Below are 16776 nucleotides of genomic sequence, written 5' to 3' on the forward strand. Positions count from 1 at the left end.
CGAAGAGCCCACGGACTCCGCCGACCGCGAAGACTCCGTGGACCACGAGTCCGGACCGGGCGGGGAGGCGGACGAGACGTCGGCTCGCCGAGAGCGTCCCGGCTCGGGAACGGGTGCCGGATCCGACCTCGCCGTGCCCGCCGATGCGGCGGCAGAGTCCGAGGCCTCCCGCGCTGCCGGGACGCCCCACACAGCCGGGCACCCCGACGCGGCGGCGGGATCGATCGAGGCTCCCTCGCCCGCCCACGAGCAGCCGACCGGCCGAGACCGCGCGGAGCCGCCGTCGTGAGGATCGGTCTGGTCTGCCCGTATTCCCTCGAGGTTCCCGGCGGGGTGCAGGCCCACGTCATGGATCTCGCCCACACCCTCATCGGGCTGGGCCACCGGGTGAACGTGCTCGCCGCCGCCGACGAGGACGCCGAGCTGCCGTGCTTCGTGACGCCTGCGGGCCGCGCGTTGGGCATCCCCTACAACGGGTCGGTCGCCCGGCTCTCCTTCGGCCCGGTCTCCTTCGCCAGGGCGCGTCGGTGGGTTCGTGATCATCGGTTCGACGTGCTGCACCTGCACGAGCCGGTCGCGCCCAGCCTGTCGTTGCTGGCGTTGATGGTGGCGGACGGCCCGATCGTGGCGACCTTCCACACCTCCACGCAGCGCTCGCGAACCCTGGCGGCCTTCCACTCGGTCCTTCAGCCGTTCCTGGAGAAGATCACCGCACGGATCGCGGTGTCCGCGCTGGCCAGGCGGGTCCAGGTCGAGCACCTCGGCGGTGACGCGGTGCTCATCCCCAACGGCGTGAACGTCGACTTCTTCGCCGCCGCCGGGCAGCTCGACGGCTATCCGAGGCAGGGCGGCACCGTCGGGTTCGTCGGTCGTTATGACGAGCCGCGCAAGGGCATGCCGATCCTGCTCGACGCGATGCGCCTGCTCATCGAGCGCAGGCCCGATCTGCGGCTGCTGGTCGTCGGGAGGGGCGACGCCGACGAGCTGCGCGCTCGGGCAGGCGCCGAGCTGGCAGGCAGGCTGGATCTGCTCGGTCAGGTCGACGACGTGGACAAGGCACGTGCACTGCGCAGTGTGGACGTGTACTGCGCGCCCAACACCGGCGGCGAGAGCTTCGGCATCATCCTGGCCGAGGCGATGGCGGCAGGCACCGCTGTACTGGCCAGTGATCTCGACGCCTTTCGCCGGGTGCTCGACGACGGCCGGGCCGGGGTGCTCACCCCGGTCGGTGACGCCGAGGCGCTGGCGCGGCGGCTGGCCGACCTGTTGGACGACGCCCCGCGCCGAGCCGAGTTCGCCGAGGCGGGCAGCCGCTTCGTCGAGAACTTCGACTGGCCGGTGGTGGCTCGTCAGGTGCTCCGGGTCTACGAGACCGCGATGGCGGCCGATCCGCGCCGCGTCGGCGAGGCTGACGGCGGCGATGCCGAATGAGCGTGACCACGCTGCTGGTCGTCGTCCTGATCGTCCTCACGCTCCTGCTGCTCATCGGCGGCTGGTCCGTCCTCATCGCCAACCGTCTCAACCGGCTGCACGTCCGCACCGACGCGGGCTGGGCCGCGTTGGAGGCGGCGCTGGGCAGACGGGCCGTGGTGACGCGGGCGGTGGCGGCGGTCGGCCCGGTCGCGGCCGTCGCGGAGTCGCCCCGTGGCGCGGCACTGGACGCCAGGCCGCCGTGCATGTCGCCGGTCGACCCCGCGACGCCCGACGGAACACCCCCGGACGCCGAGTCGTCGCCGACCGCGTGGTCCGCTGCCGAACCGTCGCGGGTGTCGTCTCTCGACGGGGAGCCGTCGCGCGTGTCGTCCTTCGACGCGGAGTCCTCACGTGTCTCGTCCTTCGACGCGGAGTCCTCGCGCGTCTCGCCCCTCGACGCCGAACGCCTCCGGGCCGCTGCCCTCGACGCCGAACTGACCCCGAGGGCGGGACGGGAGAACAGCGAGAACCTGCTGGGCCGGATGCTGGGCGAGCTCGACCGGTCCCGACTGCCCGTCCCGTTGGCCGCCGAACTGACGGAGGCCGAGGAACGGGTGATGCTCGCCAGGCGGGTCTACAACGACGCGGTGCGCGACACCCTCGCCCTGCGGGCCCGGCGGCCGGTGCGGTGGCTGCGGCTGGCGGGCGGTGCGCCCCCGCCCGAGTACTTCGAGATCGTCGAGCGGGCGAGCGAGCCGGAACCGGCCAGTCCGGTGATCTACCGCCCGTCGGCGCGGGTGCTGCTGCTGGACGACGCGGACAGGCTGTTGCTGTTCGAGTCCAGCGACCCCGGCAGACCGCAGGAGACCTTCTGGTGCACCGCAGGCGGCGGCGTCGAGGCCGGTGAGGAGCTGCGGGCCGCCGCAGTCCGTGAGGTGACCGAGGAGACGGGTCTGGTGCTCGTCGAGTCCGACCTGGTCGGGCCGGTCTGGCTTCGCCGAGCCGTCTTCGGTTTCGACGGGGAGGTCTTCGACAGCGAGGAGTGGTTCTTCGTCGCCAGGATCGAGCCGGGCACGGCGGGCGTCGACGTCTCCGGTTTCACCGACCTGGAACGGCGCACGGTGCGTGGCCATCGGTGGTGGACGGCTGCGGAGCTCAGGGAGACCGAGGCCACGGTGTACCCCGTGCAGCTCGCCGAGTTCCTGCCCGAGGTGCTCGCAGGCCGCTGGGACGGCCGGGTGCGCACCATCCGCTGATGCGGCAGCGGAGGCGGGTACCCGAACAGGGCACGGCCCGCGCAGCACGGATCCGATCGAGCCGATCTCTTCGCCACCGGCCTCTCGCCCCCTGGGCGGCTCCTCCCGCGACCTACCGGCATGACGAGCAGCGCCCGCCCCGGCTTCGTCACGGACGAGGCGGGGCGGGCGCGTGGATCGTGACGTCCCTACCGACGGCTCAGCCGCCGAAGACGACGTCGGAGCAGTTGTAGAACGCCTCCGGGCTGTCGGAGCGCTGCCAGATCGAGTAGATGATGTGCTGACCGGACTTGCCCTCGGGCAGCTCGGCGGTCCACTGATACGAGCCGTCCACGATCGGCGGGTCGGTCACGGTGGAGAACGGCTCCGGTTCGAGGTCCGACCACGTCAGCGGCGAGCTCGGGTCGAAGCCGTCCTTGGTCACGTACAGGTCGAAGTCGCCGGGATGCGGCGCCCAGGCCACGTACTCGAAGGTCCACTCGCCGCTCGTGGGCAGGGTGGTGGTCTGCCAGTCGCGCGGGACGTCATAGGCGGCGTACTTGTCGGTGCCCGCGCCGCAGAGCTGTCCGTCGGGGATCAGCTCCTGATGCCTGCCTGCGGCGTCGCTGATGAGGATGCCGAACCAGTCGTACAGCGGCTGGGTGCCGCCCTCGGCGATCGCGTCCGTGCACGCCTCGGACTGCGGGTTCTCCGGCCCCTCCTCGAAACAGAAGTACGTGCGGGTCCCCGGTGAGGACATCCCGCCGTGGGCCAGCGCGCTGCTTGCGGGCAGCAGAGCCGCGAGCAGGCCGACGACTCCGGCCAGCACGCCGATCAACGCGCCCTTGCGTCGTCTCGTCACGGTTATCTCCTTACGTGATGCTCCCGACTGCTGACGGTAATTAACAGTCCGGCGGGTGACTATCCGCTCGGTGGCGCCACCTGAGCCGCGCATCCGGTCGAAGCGGCTGGCCGAGACGGCCCAGTTCGAGGCCGGTCCGTCGAGGCAGGGCGGGTCCTGCCGGTCTGCGGACCGGCCCGCCCGGCGCCGGGGGACCAACGGGCGTCCGTGCCGCCTGCCGCGCACGCGACCGCGGGCGATCGGTTCGTCGACCCGATCGCCTCCTCGGCACGCTTCTAATCTGCGGCCGGAGTTCCTCGCTCACCCAGGCGGGCGGTGCCGCCCCTGATGCTCGGCCGGGGCCCGCTCGACCGGCGGATTCGATCCGGCGCCCGCCCACTGCGGTCCGCCGCCACACCTGGCACGGGTCGGCGGGCGCGGGTCCGGTGGGTGAGCAGCGTGTCGACGATGACCCTGGCGGTCTCCTCCACGCTCTGCTGGGTGGTGTCGAACACCAGCAGCCTGGCGTGTCGGGCGCCCATGCCGTCGACGAGCACCCGCGTGAACTCGGCGGCGAACTCGGCATCGGCCACCGAGTGCCGGTCGTTGGTGTCGGCGTCCGACCGTTCGGCGAGCCGGGCCGCGCGCTCGGCGGAGGGCGCGTGCAGGTAGACGGCGAGGTCGAAGGCCACGAACCAGTTCGCCCGGCGCAGTGCCCAGCGGGCGGGCAGGTAGGGGCCTGCGGCGATGCCCGACGCAACGCAGCGGTCCACGTAGCCGTCCTGCACGAGCACGACGTCGGGATGCCGATACGGCAGCAGCCTGGTGAGCAGCGCGTCCAGGGCGTACCCGGCCAGCAGGAACGTGGTGCTCGCCAGCGTGCGGCGGGGCAGCCGGAAGGGGCGCAGCGGTCGGCGCAGCGGCTCCAGCAGCGTGCCGATGCTGATCAGCCCTCGATGCCGCCGGGCGGGAACGCCACGGGCGGCGAGCATTCTCACCACGACCTCGGTGAGAGTGGACTTGCCGGTCATGTCGAGCCCGTCGACCAGGATGCGCATCGAACCTCCGTTGTCGTGAAAGCACGATATGCGACCTATGGGAGGTCGTGATCACGAGTCACGCGGAGCGGGAAGTGGACTGGTCAGATCGAGGTCGATTGGCCTGGGGCACCGGTCCACGTCAGTCGTAGACTAGCCGGACCACACTCGTACGAACGGGTGAATCGCTACTCGACGTTCCCTGAAAGGCGCACGCTGTGACCTCGGCCGACATCACCACCTCCGACTCCGAGCAGCCCGCCGTGACCCCGGTGACGGGGACCGCGCGGGTCAAGCGCGGCATGGCGGAAATGCTCAAGGGCGGCGTCATCATGGACGTCGTCACCCCCGAGCAGGCGAAGATCGCCGAGGACGCGGGCGCCGTCGCGGTGATGGCGCTGGAGCGGGTCCCCGCCGACATCCGGGTGCAGGGCGGCGTCGCGCGGATGTCCGACCCCGACATGATCGACGGCATCATCGACGCCGTGTCGATCCCCGTGATGGCCAAGGCCCGGATCGGTCACTTCGCCGAGGCGCAGGTCCTTCAGGCCATCGGCGTGGACTACGTCGACGAGTCCGAGGTGCTGACCCCCGCCGACGAGGCCCACCACATCGACAAGTGGAACTTCACCGTTCCCTTCGTGTGCGGGGCCACCAACCTCGGCGAGGCCCTGCGTCGGATCTCCGAGGGCGCGGCGATGATCCGTTCCAAGGGCGAGGCGGGCACGGGCAACGTCGTCGAGGCCACCCGGCACATGCGTCAGATCCGGTCCGACCTGCGCAGGCTGGCCGTGCTCGATGACGAGGAGCTGTTCGTCGCCGCCAAGGAGCTGCGGGCGCCCTACGAGCTCGTCCGGGAGATCGCCGAGGCGGGCAGGCTGCCCGTCGTGCTGTTCACCGCGGGCGGCATCGCCACGCCCGCCGACGCGGCGATGATGATGCAGCTCGGCGCCGAGGGCGTCTTCGTCGGCTCCGGCATCTTCAAGTCCGGCGACCCGGCCAAGCGGGCCGAGGCCATCGTGAAGGCGACCACCTTCTACGACGACCCGGATGTGATCGTCAAGGTGTCGCGCGGCCTGGGCGAGGCGATGGTGGGCCTCAACGTGACGGACCTGCCGGAGAGCCAGCGCTACGCGGACCGGGGCTGGTGAGTCGCGGGCACTGACGTCCGGCCCGGCACCGCAGGACGTGGTGCCGGGCCGCTCGGCCGGCGCTGAAGCGCCCCTCAGCCGTTGGGGAAGAGTTCGATCTTGGCGTTGTGCCCGTTGCTTCTGGCGAGTTTCGCGTCGCAGGTGAGCAGCGGGACGTCGAAGACTTCGGCCAGTGCGATGTACAAGGCGTCGTATGCTGAGACCGAGTGTCGCAGGTTCCACGCACGCGCTACCAGCGGCTTCAGCGGGACTCTGGCAATGGGTGCCTCGGAGACCCTGGTCAGCGCTCGCTCTGCCTGAGCCGAGGAGAGTTCCTGCCGCAGATTCATACTTCGCAGCACTCGCAGGGCCTCGGCATCGATGATCTCCGGCGCGCAGGCCGAGGAAGCCAGCATCCTGCGGATGAGTCTGACATCAGGCTTGGCGACGGCCACGGACTCGATGAGTGCGGAGTTGTCGATCACACAGTCAACTGTCACTCCCCTGACTCCGGATCTCCGCCTTTGGCCTCCCGCACTGCGGCGAGTGCGGTCTCCCGATCGACTCCCCAGTCACGGTCGAGCGCGGACTCGAGCCAGGCCTTCATGTCAGGACCCGCAGTCATCTTCTCGAGTTGCTTCCGGACGTAACCGCTGAGGGACAGATCCTCACGCGCCGCTCTGACCCGCAACTCGCTGTAGGCGTGCTCCGACAGATCTCTGATCTGCAATGTTCGACCCATGCAGCCATTCTAAGACACCAAGCGCGAATTTAGCGCTGATTGTTGTCGTATTCACCCAATCGCGTGATCTTGACCGCTAGACGTGCTCCATCACCAGCACGATCCGCGTGTCCGGCGCCGTCGCCTCGTACCGATGGGGGACGTCGCCGGGGAAGCTTAGGTAGTCGCCCTCGGCCAGCTCGACGACCCGGTCCAGCGGTCCGGCGCGTAGCGATCCGCAGGCGACGACGAGGTGTTCGACGGTGCCCGGCAGGTGCGCGTCGGCCTCGCGGCTGGCGCCGGGCTGGAGGACGACGGTGAAGACGTCCCGTCGCGCCCCCGGCGGGCAGGCGGCGAGCAGCCTCGCGTCGAAGTCGGCCTGTTCGGATCGCACGCTGAGGCCTTCATTGGCGCGGACGACCTGCACCGGCCGGTTCGGCGGGTCGACCAGCCTGCTGAAGGGCACGCCCAGTGCCACGCCCAGTGCCCACAGCGTCTCCACGCTGGGGTTGCCGTTGCCCGCCTCCAGTTGGGACAGGGTCGACTTGGCGACCCCGGCGCGGCGGGCCACCTCGCTCAGGGACAGCCCCGCCCGGCTCCGCTCCCGGCGCAGGGCGGCGGCGATGACCGCCAGCGGTGCCCCGGTCTGCTCGTTCTCAGTCATGATCGCTCCAGTGAACATTCGTTCTTCTTGACGAACGAACGATGCTTGTTCAGGATGTGAGTCGATGAGTTCGATATGGCGAACGATAGACAGGCCCTTACTCCGGGACGTCGGCGCGTTGGCCGCCGCCATCGCGGTGGTCGGTGCCTCGTTCGGTGCGATGGCGGTCGCCGCCGGGCTGTCGATGTGGACCGCGCTCTTCATGTCGCTGGTCGTCTTCGCGGGCGGTGCCCAGTTCATGGTGGTCGGCGTGCTCGCGGCGGGCGGCGGACCGGTGGCCGCCGTCGTGGCGGGCCTGCTGCTCAATCTGCGTCACCTGCCCTTCGGTCTCGCGCTGGGCGACACCATGGGGCGCGGCCTGCTCGCCAAGCTCGTGGGCAGTCACGTCTTGATCGATGAGTCGGTCGCCTTCGCACTGGCCCAGCGTGACCCCGAGCGCGCGCGGGCCGCCTACTGGGTCTCCGGAGTGGCGGCCTTCCTGGCCTGGAACCCGGCGGTGGTGCTCGGGGCGCTGGCCGGGGAGGCACTCGGCGACACCGCCGTCTACGGCGTCGACGCCGCGTTCCCCGCCGCGCTCGTCGCGCTGGTCCTGCCCGCGCTGCGGGTGGCCGCCACCCGACGGGCGGCCCTGATCGGCGCGCTGGTCGCCGTGGCCGCGACGCCCGTCCTCCCGGCCGGGATGCCCGTCCTGCTGGCCTTGATCGGCGTCGTGTTCGCCCTGCCGCTGCCGCGCTGGGCGAGGCAGGGCGGCAACGCGGCCGCAGCGGACCGACTCGGGTCGCCGACGGACGGGCCGGTCCCGGATCTGAGCACCGGCGCGGGAGCCGCCCCGGCGCCGCCCGGCCCCGTCGCGCATCCCGACGGCTTCGGGGAGCCTGCGGCCGCGACAGAGCATCCCCGCACCGCGACGGAGCATTCCCGCACCGCGACAGAGCGTCGCGCCGATACCGAGGAGGAGACGCCATGTCCGTGACGACGGTGCTCGTCCTGGCGGCGGGCACCTACCTGCTGCGCCTCGCCGGTCCGCTGCTGCGCGGGCGGATCGAGGTGTCGGAGCGTGCCAGGCAGCTGCTGGCCACCGCCGCGACCACCCTGCTCACCGCCCTGCTGTTCACCGCCGCGCTCACCGAGGCGGGCGGCTTCGCGGGGTGGGCGCGGCCTGCGGGCGTCGCCGTCGGCGCGGTGCTGGCCTGGCGGCGTGCGCCGTTCGTGGTCGTCGTCATCGCCGCCGCCCTCACCGCCGCCGGTCTGCGCCTGCTCGGCATCCCCTGATCGGCGCGGCCATGGGGCGACGCGGCCGGTAGGACGGCCTGACTAGGCTGGTCGGCGCAGTGTGCTGCGGCGCAGCCCCGACAGGCAGCCCGCTGCGCCTCGGCCGTGCCCCGGCGCGTCCGTCCCCGTGCACCGCTGTCCGCTTCACAGGAGGTCGCTCGTGTCCGCCGCGCCCGTCATCGGTGTGCTCGCCCTGCAGGGCGACGTCCGAGAGCACCTGCTCGCCCTCGCCGAGCTGGACGTGCTCGCCAGGCCGGTTCGCCGGGCCGCCGAACTGGCCGAGGTCGACGGACTCGTCCTTCCCGGTGGCGAGTCGACGACGATGAGCAGGCTGTTGTCCGTCTTCGAGCTGTTCGAGCCGCTGCGGGAGCGGATCGCCGACGGTCTGCCGGTGCTCGGCTCCTGTGCAGGCATGATCCTGTTGGCCCGTGAGGTCCTCGACGGTCGATCGGACCAGCAGGTCCTCGGCGGGGTCGACATGGTGGTGCGGCGCAACGCCTTCGGACGACAGGTCGACTCCTTCGAGGCCGACCTCGACGTCGCAGGCATGCCGGGCGGTCCGCTGCGGGCGGTCTTCATCCGTGCGCCCTGGGTGGAATCGGCCGGTGCGGACGTCGAGGTGCTGGCGAGCGTGCCCGAGGTGCCCGAGGCCGGAGCCGCCGCCGGTAGGATCGTCGCGGTTCGGCAGGGGGCGGTGATCGCGACCGCGTTCCATCCTGAGCTGCTGGCGGGTGATCGGCGGGTGCACGAGCTGTTCGTCCACGCCGTGCGCGAGCGGTGAGCATGCCCTGCCGGGCCGGTCGCCGGAGTCGGTGCGGGGTGCGGTCGCGTCCGCCCGTCCGGCGCGGCGAGATGACCGCAGGCGAGATGACAGCGGCGAGATGACGATGACGTCGACGATGGAGGAGACATGAGCGGCCACTCCAAATGGGCCACCACGAAGCACAAGAAGGCCGCCGTCGATGCCAAGCGAGGTAAGCTCTTCGCCAAGCTGATCAAGAACATCGAGGTGGCGGCGAGAACCGGTGGCGGTGACCCGGAGGGCAACCCCACCCTCTACGACGCCATGCAGAAGGCCAGGAAGAACTCCGTCCCGCTGGACAACATCGAGCGCGCCCGCAAGCGCGGCGGCGGCGAGGAGGCAGGCGGCGCCGACTGGCAGACGATCATGTACGAGGGCTATGGGCCCAACGGCGTCGCGGTCCTGGTCGAGTGCCTGACCGACAATCGCAACCGCGCCGCGTCCGAGGTTCGCACGGCCATGACGCGCAACGGCGGATCGATGGCCGACCCCGGCTCGGTCTCGTACCTGTTCTCCCGCAAGGGGGTCGTGGTGCTGCCCAAGAACGGGCTGAGCGAGGACGACGTGCTCGGCGCGGTGCTGGAGTCCGGCGCCGAGGAGGTCAACGACCTCGGGGAGAACTTCGAGGTCGTCTCCGAGGCAGCCGACCTGGTGGCGGTGCGCTCCGCCCTGCGCGCGGCGGAGATCGAGTACGACTCGGCCGAGGCCGACTTCGTGCCTTCCGGCACGGTGGAGCTGGACGTGGACACGGCGCGGAAGGTCTTCCGGCTGATCGACGCGTTGGAGGACTGCGACGACGTGCAGAACGTCTTCTCCAACATCGACGTGTCCGACGAGGTCATGCAGGCCGTCGAGGCCTGAGTCACCCGCCGCCGACTCGGAAGGGCTGCTCGGATGCTTCCTGGAGACGAGGAGGCCCGCAGGAGACTGCTGGCCGACGCAGAGGAGCACGGTGCCGCGGTCGTGCACGTCGGGGGTGACCGCAACGGGCCGCCGTTCGCCTTCACCGTGGGGCTGTGGCGGCGCTGCGGCAGCCCCGAGGCGGTTGCGGTGGGCATGCCGCCGAAGGTCGCGCACGCCGTGCTGAACCAGTTCGTTCAGCGCGTGCTCGGCGGGGAGGCCTTTGCGATCGGGCAGTGTTATGACGGATTCATCCAGGACTGTCCGGTCACCTTCGAACGAGTGGACAAGGGCTACTACGCTGAGTACTTCGGGCACGCTCTTCTGATGTATCGCCGGGGCGACTTTCCGGCCGTGCAATTGATCGCGGCCAGCCCGGAGGGCGCCTGGCCGTGGCAGCCGGACGCACCGAGCGGCCTCGTCCGATGGCAGCGTATTCTCACGGACAGTGGTCGTCCGGTGAGCTGGATTCCTGGCGACACCGGCCCCTGACGGCCCCGACGGCGTAGCCCGCGACGGTGCGTCACCTCTCGTAACCCGGCCGCGCGCGCAGAGACGTGGTCAGCCTGACAGTGTGTCTGGCCGCGCGTGCCGGGGTGCTCCGCCAGGTGGGTGTTTCTTGTCGAGTCGGGCGCCGTCGATCTCACGCTGAGCAGTGAACCCGGCACGTCGTTGGGTCTTCTGGGTGTATTCGTCGTCGTTTTCCTGGGCCATGGGACTAAACGGCGCAATGGAGTAGGCTGGCTCCGCCCGAGTCGGATTAGCAGATTCCTGGAATGGTGACCTCTCGGTGGGCTTTTGTTCGTCTTTTCAGCAGGCAAGCCGGTCGCTTGCCGATCACCTTCGCCGGGTGCCTTAGTCCGTTCGGGCGACGACTGGGGAGGATGCATGGCTGTACGGTTCAACACGCTCGGTCCGCTGGAAGTCCTCGTTGACGATCAAGACCTGACCCCGACGGCGCCAAAAACCCGACAGGTTCTCGCACTACTGGTCTCTCGGCACAATACCCTCGTGCACACCAGCGAACTGGTGGATGAATTGTGGGGGGAGCGACCGCCGTCCAGTGCATTGGCGACACTGCAGACCTACATTTACAAGCTGCGCAAGCTTCTGTTCGCAGAGCTGGCCGACGAGACGCAGGTCGGCCTCCGGACTCGCTACTTCGGCTACGTGATCACCACGCCCGTCGAGAGCGTCGACCAGTATAGATTCGAACAGCTTTCCCGTGAGGGACGCAGCGCATTGGACGTGGGTGAGGCGGAGGTCGCCGCCGAGCGACTTCGGGACGCACTGGCCCTCTGGCGAGGACCCGCACTCGGCGGCCTCGAGGTCGGCAACCTGCTCACCGCACATCTGACCAGGCTCGACGAGAGTCGACTCCGCACGCTGCAGTCGCGGATCGAGGCGGATCTGCGACTGGGCAGGCATCGCGAGCTGATCAGCGAGTTGAAGGAGCTGACCGTCGCCCGCTCGCTCGACGAGGGGTTCCATGGGCAGCTCATGACCGCGTTGAACCGTTCCGGCAGGCAGCACGAGGCCCTGGACGTCTATCGGCGCTTTCGGCGGAACGTGATCGACCAGCTCGGGCTGGAGCCGTCGCCCGCGTTGCAACGGGTGCACAACGACCTGCTCGCGGGCGGGGGCGAGGAGGCCGGGGTTCCGGCGGCCAGGCTGGTGCCTGCCCGACGTGCCCCCGAGGGCACCGAGATCGGCACGCCTGCACAGCTGCCCCATGACATCGCCGACTTCGTCGGTCGAAGTGGCCTGCTGGAGGACGCGCGGCGCTGGCTGGCGCCGGACTCGGGCGACGCGGCCGCCGGGGCGAGCCTGCGGGTGCTCGCGGTGAGCGGCATGCCCGGCATCGGCAAGACGTCTTTCGCCGTCCGGGTCGCCCATCGACTGCGCGGTCGGTTCGACGGCGGGCAGCTCTTCTGCGACCTCGGCGGGTCCGGCACGCCGCGCACCCCGGTCTCGGCGCTACGAGGCTTTCTCCGGGCGGCAGGCTTCGCACCCGACCAGCTCTCCGGCGAGCTGGACGAACTGGCGACGTTGTTCCGCACCTGGAGCGCGGAGCGGCGGCTGCTCGTCGTGCTCGACGACGCCGCGGGCATCGACCAGGTCCGCCACCTGCTGCCCGGCGGTGCGGGCTGCGCGGTCCTGGTCACCGCGAGGGTGGGCGTGCAGAGTCTGCCCGGTGCCAGGGTGCGGACCCTGGAGCCCTTGTCCTGTGCGGAGAGTCTGGAGCTGCTCTCCGGGATGATCGGCGCGGAGCGGGTGAATCGGGAGCGGGCGGAGGCCGAGCGGCTCGCCGACCTCTGCGGCAACCTCCCGCTGGCGGTGCGCTGTGTCGGAGCCAGGCTCAGCGCCGCCCTGGGCTGGCCGGTCTCCAGCATGGCCAGACATCTGGGCGAGAGCGGCAGGCCGTTGGATCTGCTCCGGTTCGACGGCATCGACGTCCGACGGAGCCTGGTCACCGGAACACGAGGACTGCCGGTCGGCGTCTGGCGGACCTTCCGTGACCTGTCGACACTGTCCTCGCGGTTCACCGCACCCGACGCGGCACGACGGCTCGGGTGCGACCCGGAACAGGCTGAGGCGACGTTGGCTCAGCTCGTCGGTCGCGGGCTGCTGCGCATCGCGGAGCGCACCAGGGAGGAGGAGGTGCGCTTTGAGTTCCACCCGGTCAACCGCTGGTTCGCCCGCGAGCAGTGGGAGGGATCGGTGGAACAGCGGTCCGTTACCACGACGCACCTGCCCGGCTGCTGCGACCTCCGGGACAGCGAGGCCGGGGACTGCCCGCAGGGACACGGGCAGGTCCCCGGCGACCTCACGCCTCGCTGGGCGCCGACCGAGGAGCCCAGCTTGGGCTCGCTGCCCGTTGTGCTGGCGGGGCGCTGACGGCAGGCATGAAGACCTCGTCGTGTTCAGGCACCCGTTCGAGCAGGCCTGCCGCGGCTCGCAGGTGAGTGGGGAACCGATAGCGGAAACCGCCCGGCTCCTCGGCGGCGGGCTCCGCGTCGCACAGCCTGAACTCGACGAGTTCCTCCAACAGTGATTCGGCCGAGAACTCCGTGCAGCGCAACACCGCTGCCGCGGCCTGCGGGGAGACCGGCTGTTCGTGCAGGATCGAGACGAGGCGGAAGGCGGTCCGGACTGCGGGAGAGGCGAGTCGGTAAGTCTGCTCGATGCTGGCCGACAACTCCAGTGCCTTGACCGCCAGTTCCGGACCGCGCCGCTGTTCGCGAAGAACCCACTCGACCAGGCGCGTGATCGACCAGTGCGGGCGCAGCCGAAGCCTGCTGGCGGAGGCGTGCAGCGCCAGGGGCATTCCCTCGCACAGCTCGACCAGTTCGTGGACGGCGTCGATCTCTCCGGTGATGCGGTGTGCTCCCAAGGTCGACCCGAGCAGCTGTAGCGAGTCGCCGATGTCCAACGGCGGCATCTCCAAGGTGGTGGTGATCATCGGGTTGGAGAGGCGTCTCCTGCTGGCGGCGAGCACCGCGCACCCGCTTCCCGACGGCTTGAGTCGGAGCAGCTGTTCGGCGCTGACCACGTCGTCGAGCACCACCAGCACCCGCCTGCCCGCCGTCCGACCCCGGAACATCTGGCATCGTTCCTCCAGCGAGCGCGGCAGGGACGCCGGGGTCACGCCCAGCGCACGAAGGAAGTGCGCGAGCACATCGGCGAGATCGACCGGCTCGCCTCTCGGGTCCAGCAGCTGGGCGTAGAGCTGGCCGTCGGGGTAGTCCGACCGCACCAGGTGGGCGGCGTGGATGCAGAAGGCCGACTTCCCGGTGCCGGGTGCCCCGACGCCGACGACCACCGGCGGCGCCTTGCGGTCCGTGGTCGTCAGGGCCGTAAGCGCCACGGCGAGCTGCGCGTCCCTGCCGACGATGGAGGGCATGTCCGACGGCAGTTCGGCGGGCGGCTCGACCTCCTGCGTGGTGCGGACCGTCTCCCGGATTCGGGGTGCCTCCAGCGCCGGGTCGGCCGACAGGACCGCGGCGTGCAGCTTCTGGAGTTCGGACGAGGGATCGAGACCGAGTTCGTCGGCGAGCACCTTGCGGGCCCGCTGGTAGACCTGGAGCGCGTCGGAACGCCTGCCCGACCGGTAGAGCGCCAGCATCAGTCGGGCCTGAAAGCCCTCGTGGGTCGGTTCTCGGGTCACGGCGGTGGTCAGCTCGCCGAGCAGCTCCCGATGCCTGCCCAGTGAGAGTGCACTGTCGATGCGTCGTTCCAGCGCGTTCTTGCGGATCTCGTCGAGCCGGACCACTTCGGCCTGTAGCACCGGACCTGGCGTGACGTCGATCAGCGCCGGTCCGCGCCACAGCTTCAGCGCGGCGCCGAGGGTGTCGGCGGCCTCGGCGAGTGATCCCGATTCGAACTCGGTCCTGCCTCGTTCGGCGAGCTGCTCGAAGCGATGCGAGTCCATGGCGTCCGGCGGCAGCCCGAGGAGGTAACCACTGGGAGAAGTCAGCAGCACGGCCTCGGTGAGGGGCTCGTTGCGATGGATCGCAGGCCCGCCGGAGCCGCTGAGGCGAAGGAGTTTTCGTAGTTGGTAGACGTAGGTCTGCAGTGTCGTGGTGACGCTCTTGGGCGGATGGTCCTCCCAGAGCTCCTCGATGATCTGATCGGTGCGGACGATGCTGTTGGCGTGGGTGACCAGCAACGCGAGCACCTGACGGAGCTTGGGCGCGGACGGGGTGGCGAACCGCCCGTCTCGCAGTACCTCGAACGGTCCCAGTACATGTACCTGCACTACTACCACTCTCCTTCCGGTCGACCTTGTCAGGCGAGCCCGTGTCCGGACCGACGAGTACCGTGCCTGCGTTCTCGGCAGGCCGCGATGTCGCCGGGAGACGAGAAGAGTCGCTACAGCCTTGACAAGTCCCCTCACAACCTCGGTATCGGTGGATCTCAGCTCATTCAGGCGGATTTCCCCTGAGGCTCTGCCGCTTCCACCAGTCGGGACATTCGTCGCCTCGACTGGAGGCTCGCTGGAGTCTGGCTAGAGCAAGTCTAGAAAACGACTGAGCGTCATATTTCCCGGTCGTGGCTGGGGCGTCGGCCCGGGGAGGGCTCGGCGGTTCCCGCAGCGAGGATCGCGTGGTCATATGCCTGTAGTACCTTATGGATGTTTCGATCCCCGGCGTTGATGCCTGTTCGATCGAGTGAACGGCGGACACCGCCCATTCTCGTGTGACCTTCGAGTGGGGAATTTCAGGTGAACGGGCAACTATTTTTCGGCGCCGTCGTTGAACCCGACTCGAATTCACCTTCACGGGAAAGAGAGACCGGGCGACGGTGCTCTACTTCGCGTCGCGTTCGGTGGACGCCGCCCCGGCGTCGCCGCGGGGCGAGGTGCCCGCCGCCTGCGCGCGGCCTGCTGAGCGTCAGTGCGCGACCCGTGTGCCGCAGGCCGGACCTGGCACGGCACCGGCGGTCGATGTCCGCCGGTGCCGGGATGATCTCGGTTCGTGGATCGAGATCAGGTCCACTCGATCGACGTGGCCAGGTTCCGAACGCCGTAGAGGCCCCAGCCGTAGGGGTCGAACGGAGGCGTCGCGGTCACCCGCATGCTCCGCAGGCGGTCGAACAGGACGTTCATCGCCACCCTGCCTTCGAGCCTGGCCAGCGGTGCCCCGAGACAGAAGTGGATGCCGCGCCCCAGACCCAGGTGCGGATTGGGGTCGCGGCGGATGTCGAAGCGATCTGCCTGGGCGAACTGTCGCTCATCGAGATTCGCGGAGAGCAGCCAGGGCATGATCAGCTCGTCCTTCGGAATCCGGACACCCGCGACCTCGACGTCCTCGACGGCCACCCGCTTGGTCTGCATGAAGGGCGCTCGGTATCGCAGCACCTCTTCGACCGCCGTCGGGATCAGCGCCCGGTCGGCGCGCAGTTCGGCCTCGGCGCCCGGCTCGTCCCGCAGGCACAGCAGGGCGTTGCCCAGCAGGATCGTGGTCGTCACATGTCCGGTCATCAGCAGCAGACCCGCGAAGGTGGCGATCTCCTGATCGTCGAGCCGCTCCCCGTCCACCTCGGCCTCGACCAGCCGGGTCATCAGGTCGTCCTGCGGAGATCGCCTGCGCGATTCGCAGTGGCGCAGCATGTAGTCACCGGTGTTGCGTACCGAGTCGCCGAACGAGGTGATGAAGGCCTCGTCGCCCATGTCGGAATGGTCGGCCAGCAGAATGCTGTCGGCCCACTGCTGGAAGAGCACCCGATCGGCGGGCGGCACGCCCAGCAGTTCGGCGATCACGATCACCGGCAGCGGATAGGAGAAGTCCTGCACGATGTCGATCTCCTCGGCGCCGTCCATCGCGTCGAGCAGCTCGTGGCAGATTCGGTGGATTCGACCTTCGAGCGCATTGATCGCTCTGGCCCCGAAGGCCTGACTCACGAGGCCGCGAAGCTTGCGGTGATACGGGGGATCGACCATCGTGATGTTTCCAGGCCGGAATTGCTGATTGTCAGCGTAGGCCTTGCTGTAGTCGGCCGAGAAGATCGAGTAGTCGGTGATCACTCGGCTGACGTCCGCGTAGCGGAAGACATGCCAGACCCCGATGCCGTCTTTCCAGACCGGAGCCCGATCGCGCATTTCCTCGAGCCAGGCGATCAGGGCGGTGCCCCCGTCGGGCTCGATGCCGGGTACCGGGCGTAATTGACTGCTTCGTGTCACGGGAAAACCCTCCGAGAAGTGCGCAGAAATACTGCCTGTCGTGCGGTGGGAGGCCCTCGTCGACGGCCGCCGTCGACGT

General features: G+C 69.8%; 16 protein-coding genes. 9 read left to right on the forward strand and 7 right to left on the reverse strand.

The window, feature by feature from the left end; translation table 11 throughout:
- The first annotated feature begins 285 nt into the window (after window positions 1–285).
- Window positions 286–1431: a glycosyltransferase family 4 protein gene (locus tag UA74_RS10845; RefSeq protein WP_075764317.1), complete on the forward strand. Its 1146-nt coding sequence runs from the start codon at window positions 286–288 to the stop codon at window positions 1429–1431.
- Complete coding sequence (locus UA74_RS10850) at window positions 1428–2669, forward strand: NUDIX hydrolase (protein WP_232237720.1); 1242 nt, start codon at window positions 1428–1430, stop codon at window positions 2667–2669. The genes UA74_RS10845 and UA74_RS10850 overlap by 4 nt, the downstream gene beginning before the upstream one ends.
- A 199-nt stretch (window positions 2670–2868) precedes the next feature.
- Here the strand turns inward: UA74_RS10850 and UA74_RS10855 are convergent, their stop codons facing one another.
- Together UA74_RS10855 and UA74_RS10860 are read right to left on the reverse strand one after the other, a co-directional pair.
- Complete coding sequence (locus UA74_RS10855; RefSeq protein WP_232237721.1) at window positions 2869–3510, reverse strand: lytic polysaccharide monooxygenase auxiliary activity family 9 protein; 642 nt, start codon at window positions 3508–3510, stop codon at window positions 2869–2871.
- Between the two features lie 275 nt (window positions 3511–3785).
- Window positions 3786–4547 (reverse strand): nucleoside/nucleotide kinase family protein, encoded by a 762-nt coding sequence (locus UA74_RS10860; RefSeq protein ID WP_075740144.1) that lies wholly within the window; start codon window positions 4545–4547, stop codon window positions 3786–3788.
- Window positions 4548–4828: 281 nt separating this feature from the next.
- Here UA74_RS10860 and pdxS point away from each other — a divergent pair, with 281 nt between their 5' ends.
- Window positions 4829–5677, forward strand: coding sequence for a pyridoxal 5'-phosphate synthase lyase subunit PdxS (pdxS, locus tag UA74_RS10865; RefSeq protein ID WP_232237830.1), 849 nt, complete (start codon window positions 4829–4831; stop codon window positions 5675–5677).
- Window positions 5678–5751: 74 nt separating this feature from the next.
- Here pdxS and UA74_RS10870 read toward each other — a convergent pair whose 3' ends face one another.
- The 3 genes from UA74_RS10870 to UA74_RS10880 form a co-directional block, all read right to left on the reverse strand.
- A complete protein-coding gene (locus UA74_RS10870; RefSeq protein ID WP_198042988.1) occupies window positions 5752–6156 on the reverse strand; it encodes a type II toxin-antitoxin system VapC family toxin in 405 nt (134 codons plus the stop codon).
- Entirely contained in the window at window positions 6153–6398 is a 246-nt protein-coding gene (locus tag UA74_RS10875) for a FitA-like ribbon-helix-helix domain-containing protein (RefSeq protein ID WP_157434111.1), read from the reverse strand. Before UA74_RS10875 ends, UA74_RS10870 begins: the two co-directional genes overlap by 4 nt.
- A gap of 76 nt (window positions 6399–6474) precedes the next feature.
- Window positions 6475–7041 (reverse strand): helix-turn-helix domain-containing protein, encoded by a 567-nt coding sequence (locus UA74_RS10880; RefSeq protein WP_075743668.1) that lies wholly within the window; start codon window positions 7039–7041, stop codon window positions 6475–6477.
- Between the two features lie 64 nt (window positions 7042–7105).
- On the opposite strand from UA74_RS10880, the gene UA74_RS10885 reads away from it, so the two are divergent.
- From UA74_RS10885 to UA74_RS10910, 6 genes are all read left to right on the forward strand, one after another.
- The gene (locus UA74_RS10885; protein ID WP_083683109.1) at window positions 7106–8014 is read left to right on the forward strand and encodes an AzlC family ABC transporter permease; all 909 of its coding nucleotides are present in this window, start codon (window positions 7106–7108) and stop codon (window positions 8012–8014) included.
- Window positions 8005–8313: an AzlD domain-containing protein gene (locus tag UA74_RS10890; protein WP_075740148.1), complete on the forward strand. Its 309-nt coding sequence runs from the start codon at window positions 8005–8007 to the stop codon at window positions 8311–8313. The genes UA74_RS10885 and UA74_RS10890 overlap by 10 nt, the downstream gene beginning before the upstream one ends.
- Window positions 8314–8473: 160 nt before the next feature.
- Window positions 8474–9094: a pyridoxal 5'-phosphate synthase glutaminase subunit PdxT gene (gene pdxT / locus UA74_RS10895; protein WP_075740149.1), complete on the forward strand. Its 621-nt coding sequence runs from the start codon at window positions 8474–8476 to the stop codon at window positions 9092–9094.
- A gap of 129 nt (window positions 9095–9223) precedes the next feature.
- Window positions 9224–9976, forward strand: a complete 753-nt coding sequence (locus tag UA74_RS10900; protein WP_075740150.1) for a YebC/PmpR family DNA-binding transcriptional regulator — start codon at window positions 9224–9226, stop codon at window positions 9974–9976.
- 33 nt (window positions 9977–10009) lie between these two features.
- The gene (locus UA74_RS10905; protein WP_075740151.1) at window positions 10010–10507 is read left to right on the forward strand and encodes a DUF4262 domain-containing protein; all 498 of its coding nucleotides are present in this window, start codon (window positions 10010–10012) and stop codon (window positions 10505–10507) included.
- 396 nt (window positions 10508–10903) lie between these two features.
- Window positions 10904–12913 (forward strand): AfsR/SARP family transcriptional regulator, encoded by a 2010-nt coding sequence (locus UA74_RS10910; RefSeq protein WP_075740152.1) that lies wholly within the window; start codon window positions 10904–10906, stop codon window positions 12911–12913.
- Here the strand turns inward: UA74_RS10910 and UA74_RS10915 are convergent.
- A complete protein-coding gene (locus tag UA74_RS10915; protein ID WP_075740153.1) occupies window positions 12843–14774 on the reverse strand; it encodes an AfsR/SARP family transcriptional regulator in 1932 nt (643 codons plus the stop codon). The two genes, UA74_RS10910 and UA74_RS10915, sit on opposite strands and share 71 nt — an antisense overlap.
- A 729-nt stretch (window positions 14775–15503) precedes the next feature.
- Complete coding sequence (locus UA74_RS10920) at window positions 15504–16697, reverse strand: cytochrome P450 (RefSeq protein WP_075740154.1); 1194 nt, start codon at window positions 16695–16697, stop codon at window positions 15504–15506.
- Window positions 16698–16776 lie beyond the last annotated feature (79 nt).

Source organism: Actinoalloteichus fjordicus (genome assembly GCF_001941625.1).
Lineage (GTDB): Bacteria > Actinomycetota > Actinomycetes > Mycobacteriales > Pseudonocardiaceae > Actinoalloteichus_A > Actinoalloteichus_A fjordicus.

Excerpts from the sequence above, each read along its gene's own strand:
- UA74_RS10850 (WP_232237720.1), top strand. The coding sequence starts at position 1,428 with ATGAGCGTGACCACGCTGCTGGTCGTCGTCCTGATCGTCCTCACGCTC.
- UA74_RS10860 (WP_075740144.1), bottom strand. The coding sequence starts at position 4,547 with ATGCGCATCCTGGTCGACGGGCTCGACATGACCGGCAAGTCCACTCTC.
- pdxS (WP_232237830.1), top strand. The coding sequence starts at position 4,829 with ATGGCGGAAATGCTCAAGGGCGGCGTCATCATGGACGTCGTCACCCCC.
- UA74_RS10875 (WP_157434111.1), bottom strand. The coding sequence starts at position 6,398 with ATGGGTCGAACATTGCAGATCAGAGATCTGTCGGAGCACGCCTACAGC.
- UA74_RS10880 (WP_075743668.1), bottom strand. The coding sequence starts at position 7,041 with ATGACTGAGAACGAGCAGACCGGGGCACCGCTGGCGGTCATCGCCGCC.
- UA74_RS10885 (WP_083683109.1), top strand. The coding sequence starts at position 7,106 with ATGAGTTCGATATGGCGAACGATAGACAGGCCCTTACTCCGGGACGTC.
- UA74_RS10890 (WP_075740148.1), top strand. The coding sequence starts at position 8,005 with ATGTCCGTGACGACGGTGCTCGTCCTGGCGGCGGGCACCTACCTGCTG.
- UA74_RS10900 (WP_075740150.1), top strand. The coding sequence starts at position 9,224 with ATGAGCGGCCACTCCAAATGGGCCACCACGAAGCACAAGAAGGCCGCC.
- UA74_RS10905 (WP_075740151.1), top strand. The coding sequence starts at position 10,010 with ATGCTTCCTGGAGACGAGGAGGCCCGCAGGAGACTGCTGGCCGACGCA.
- UA74_RS10910 (WP_075740152.1), top strand. The coding sequence starts at position 10,904 with ATGGCTGTACGGTTCAACACGCTCGGTCCGCTGGAAGTCCTCGTTGAC.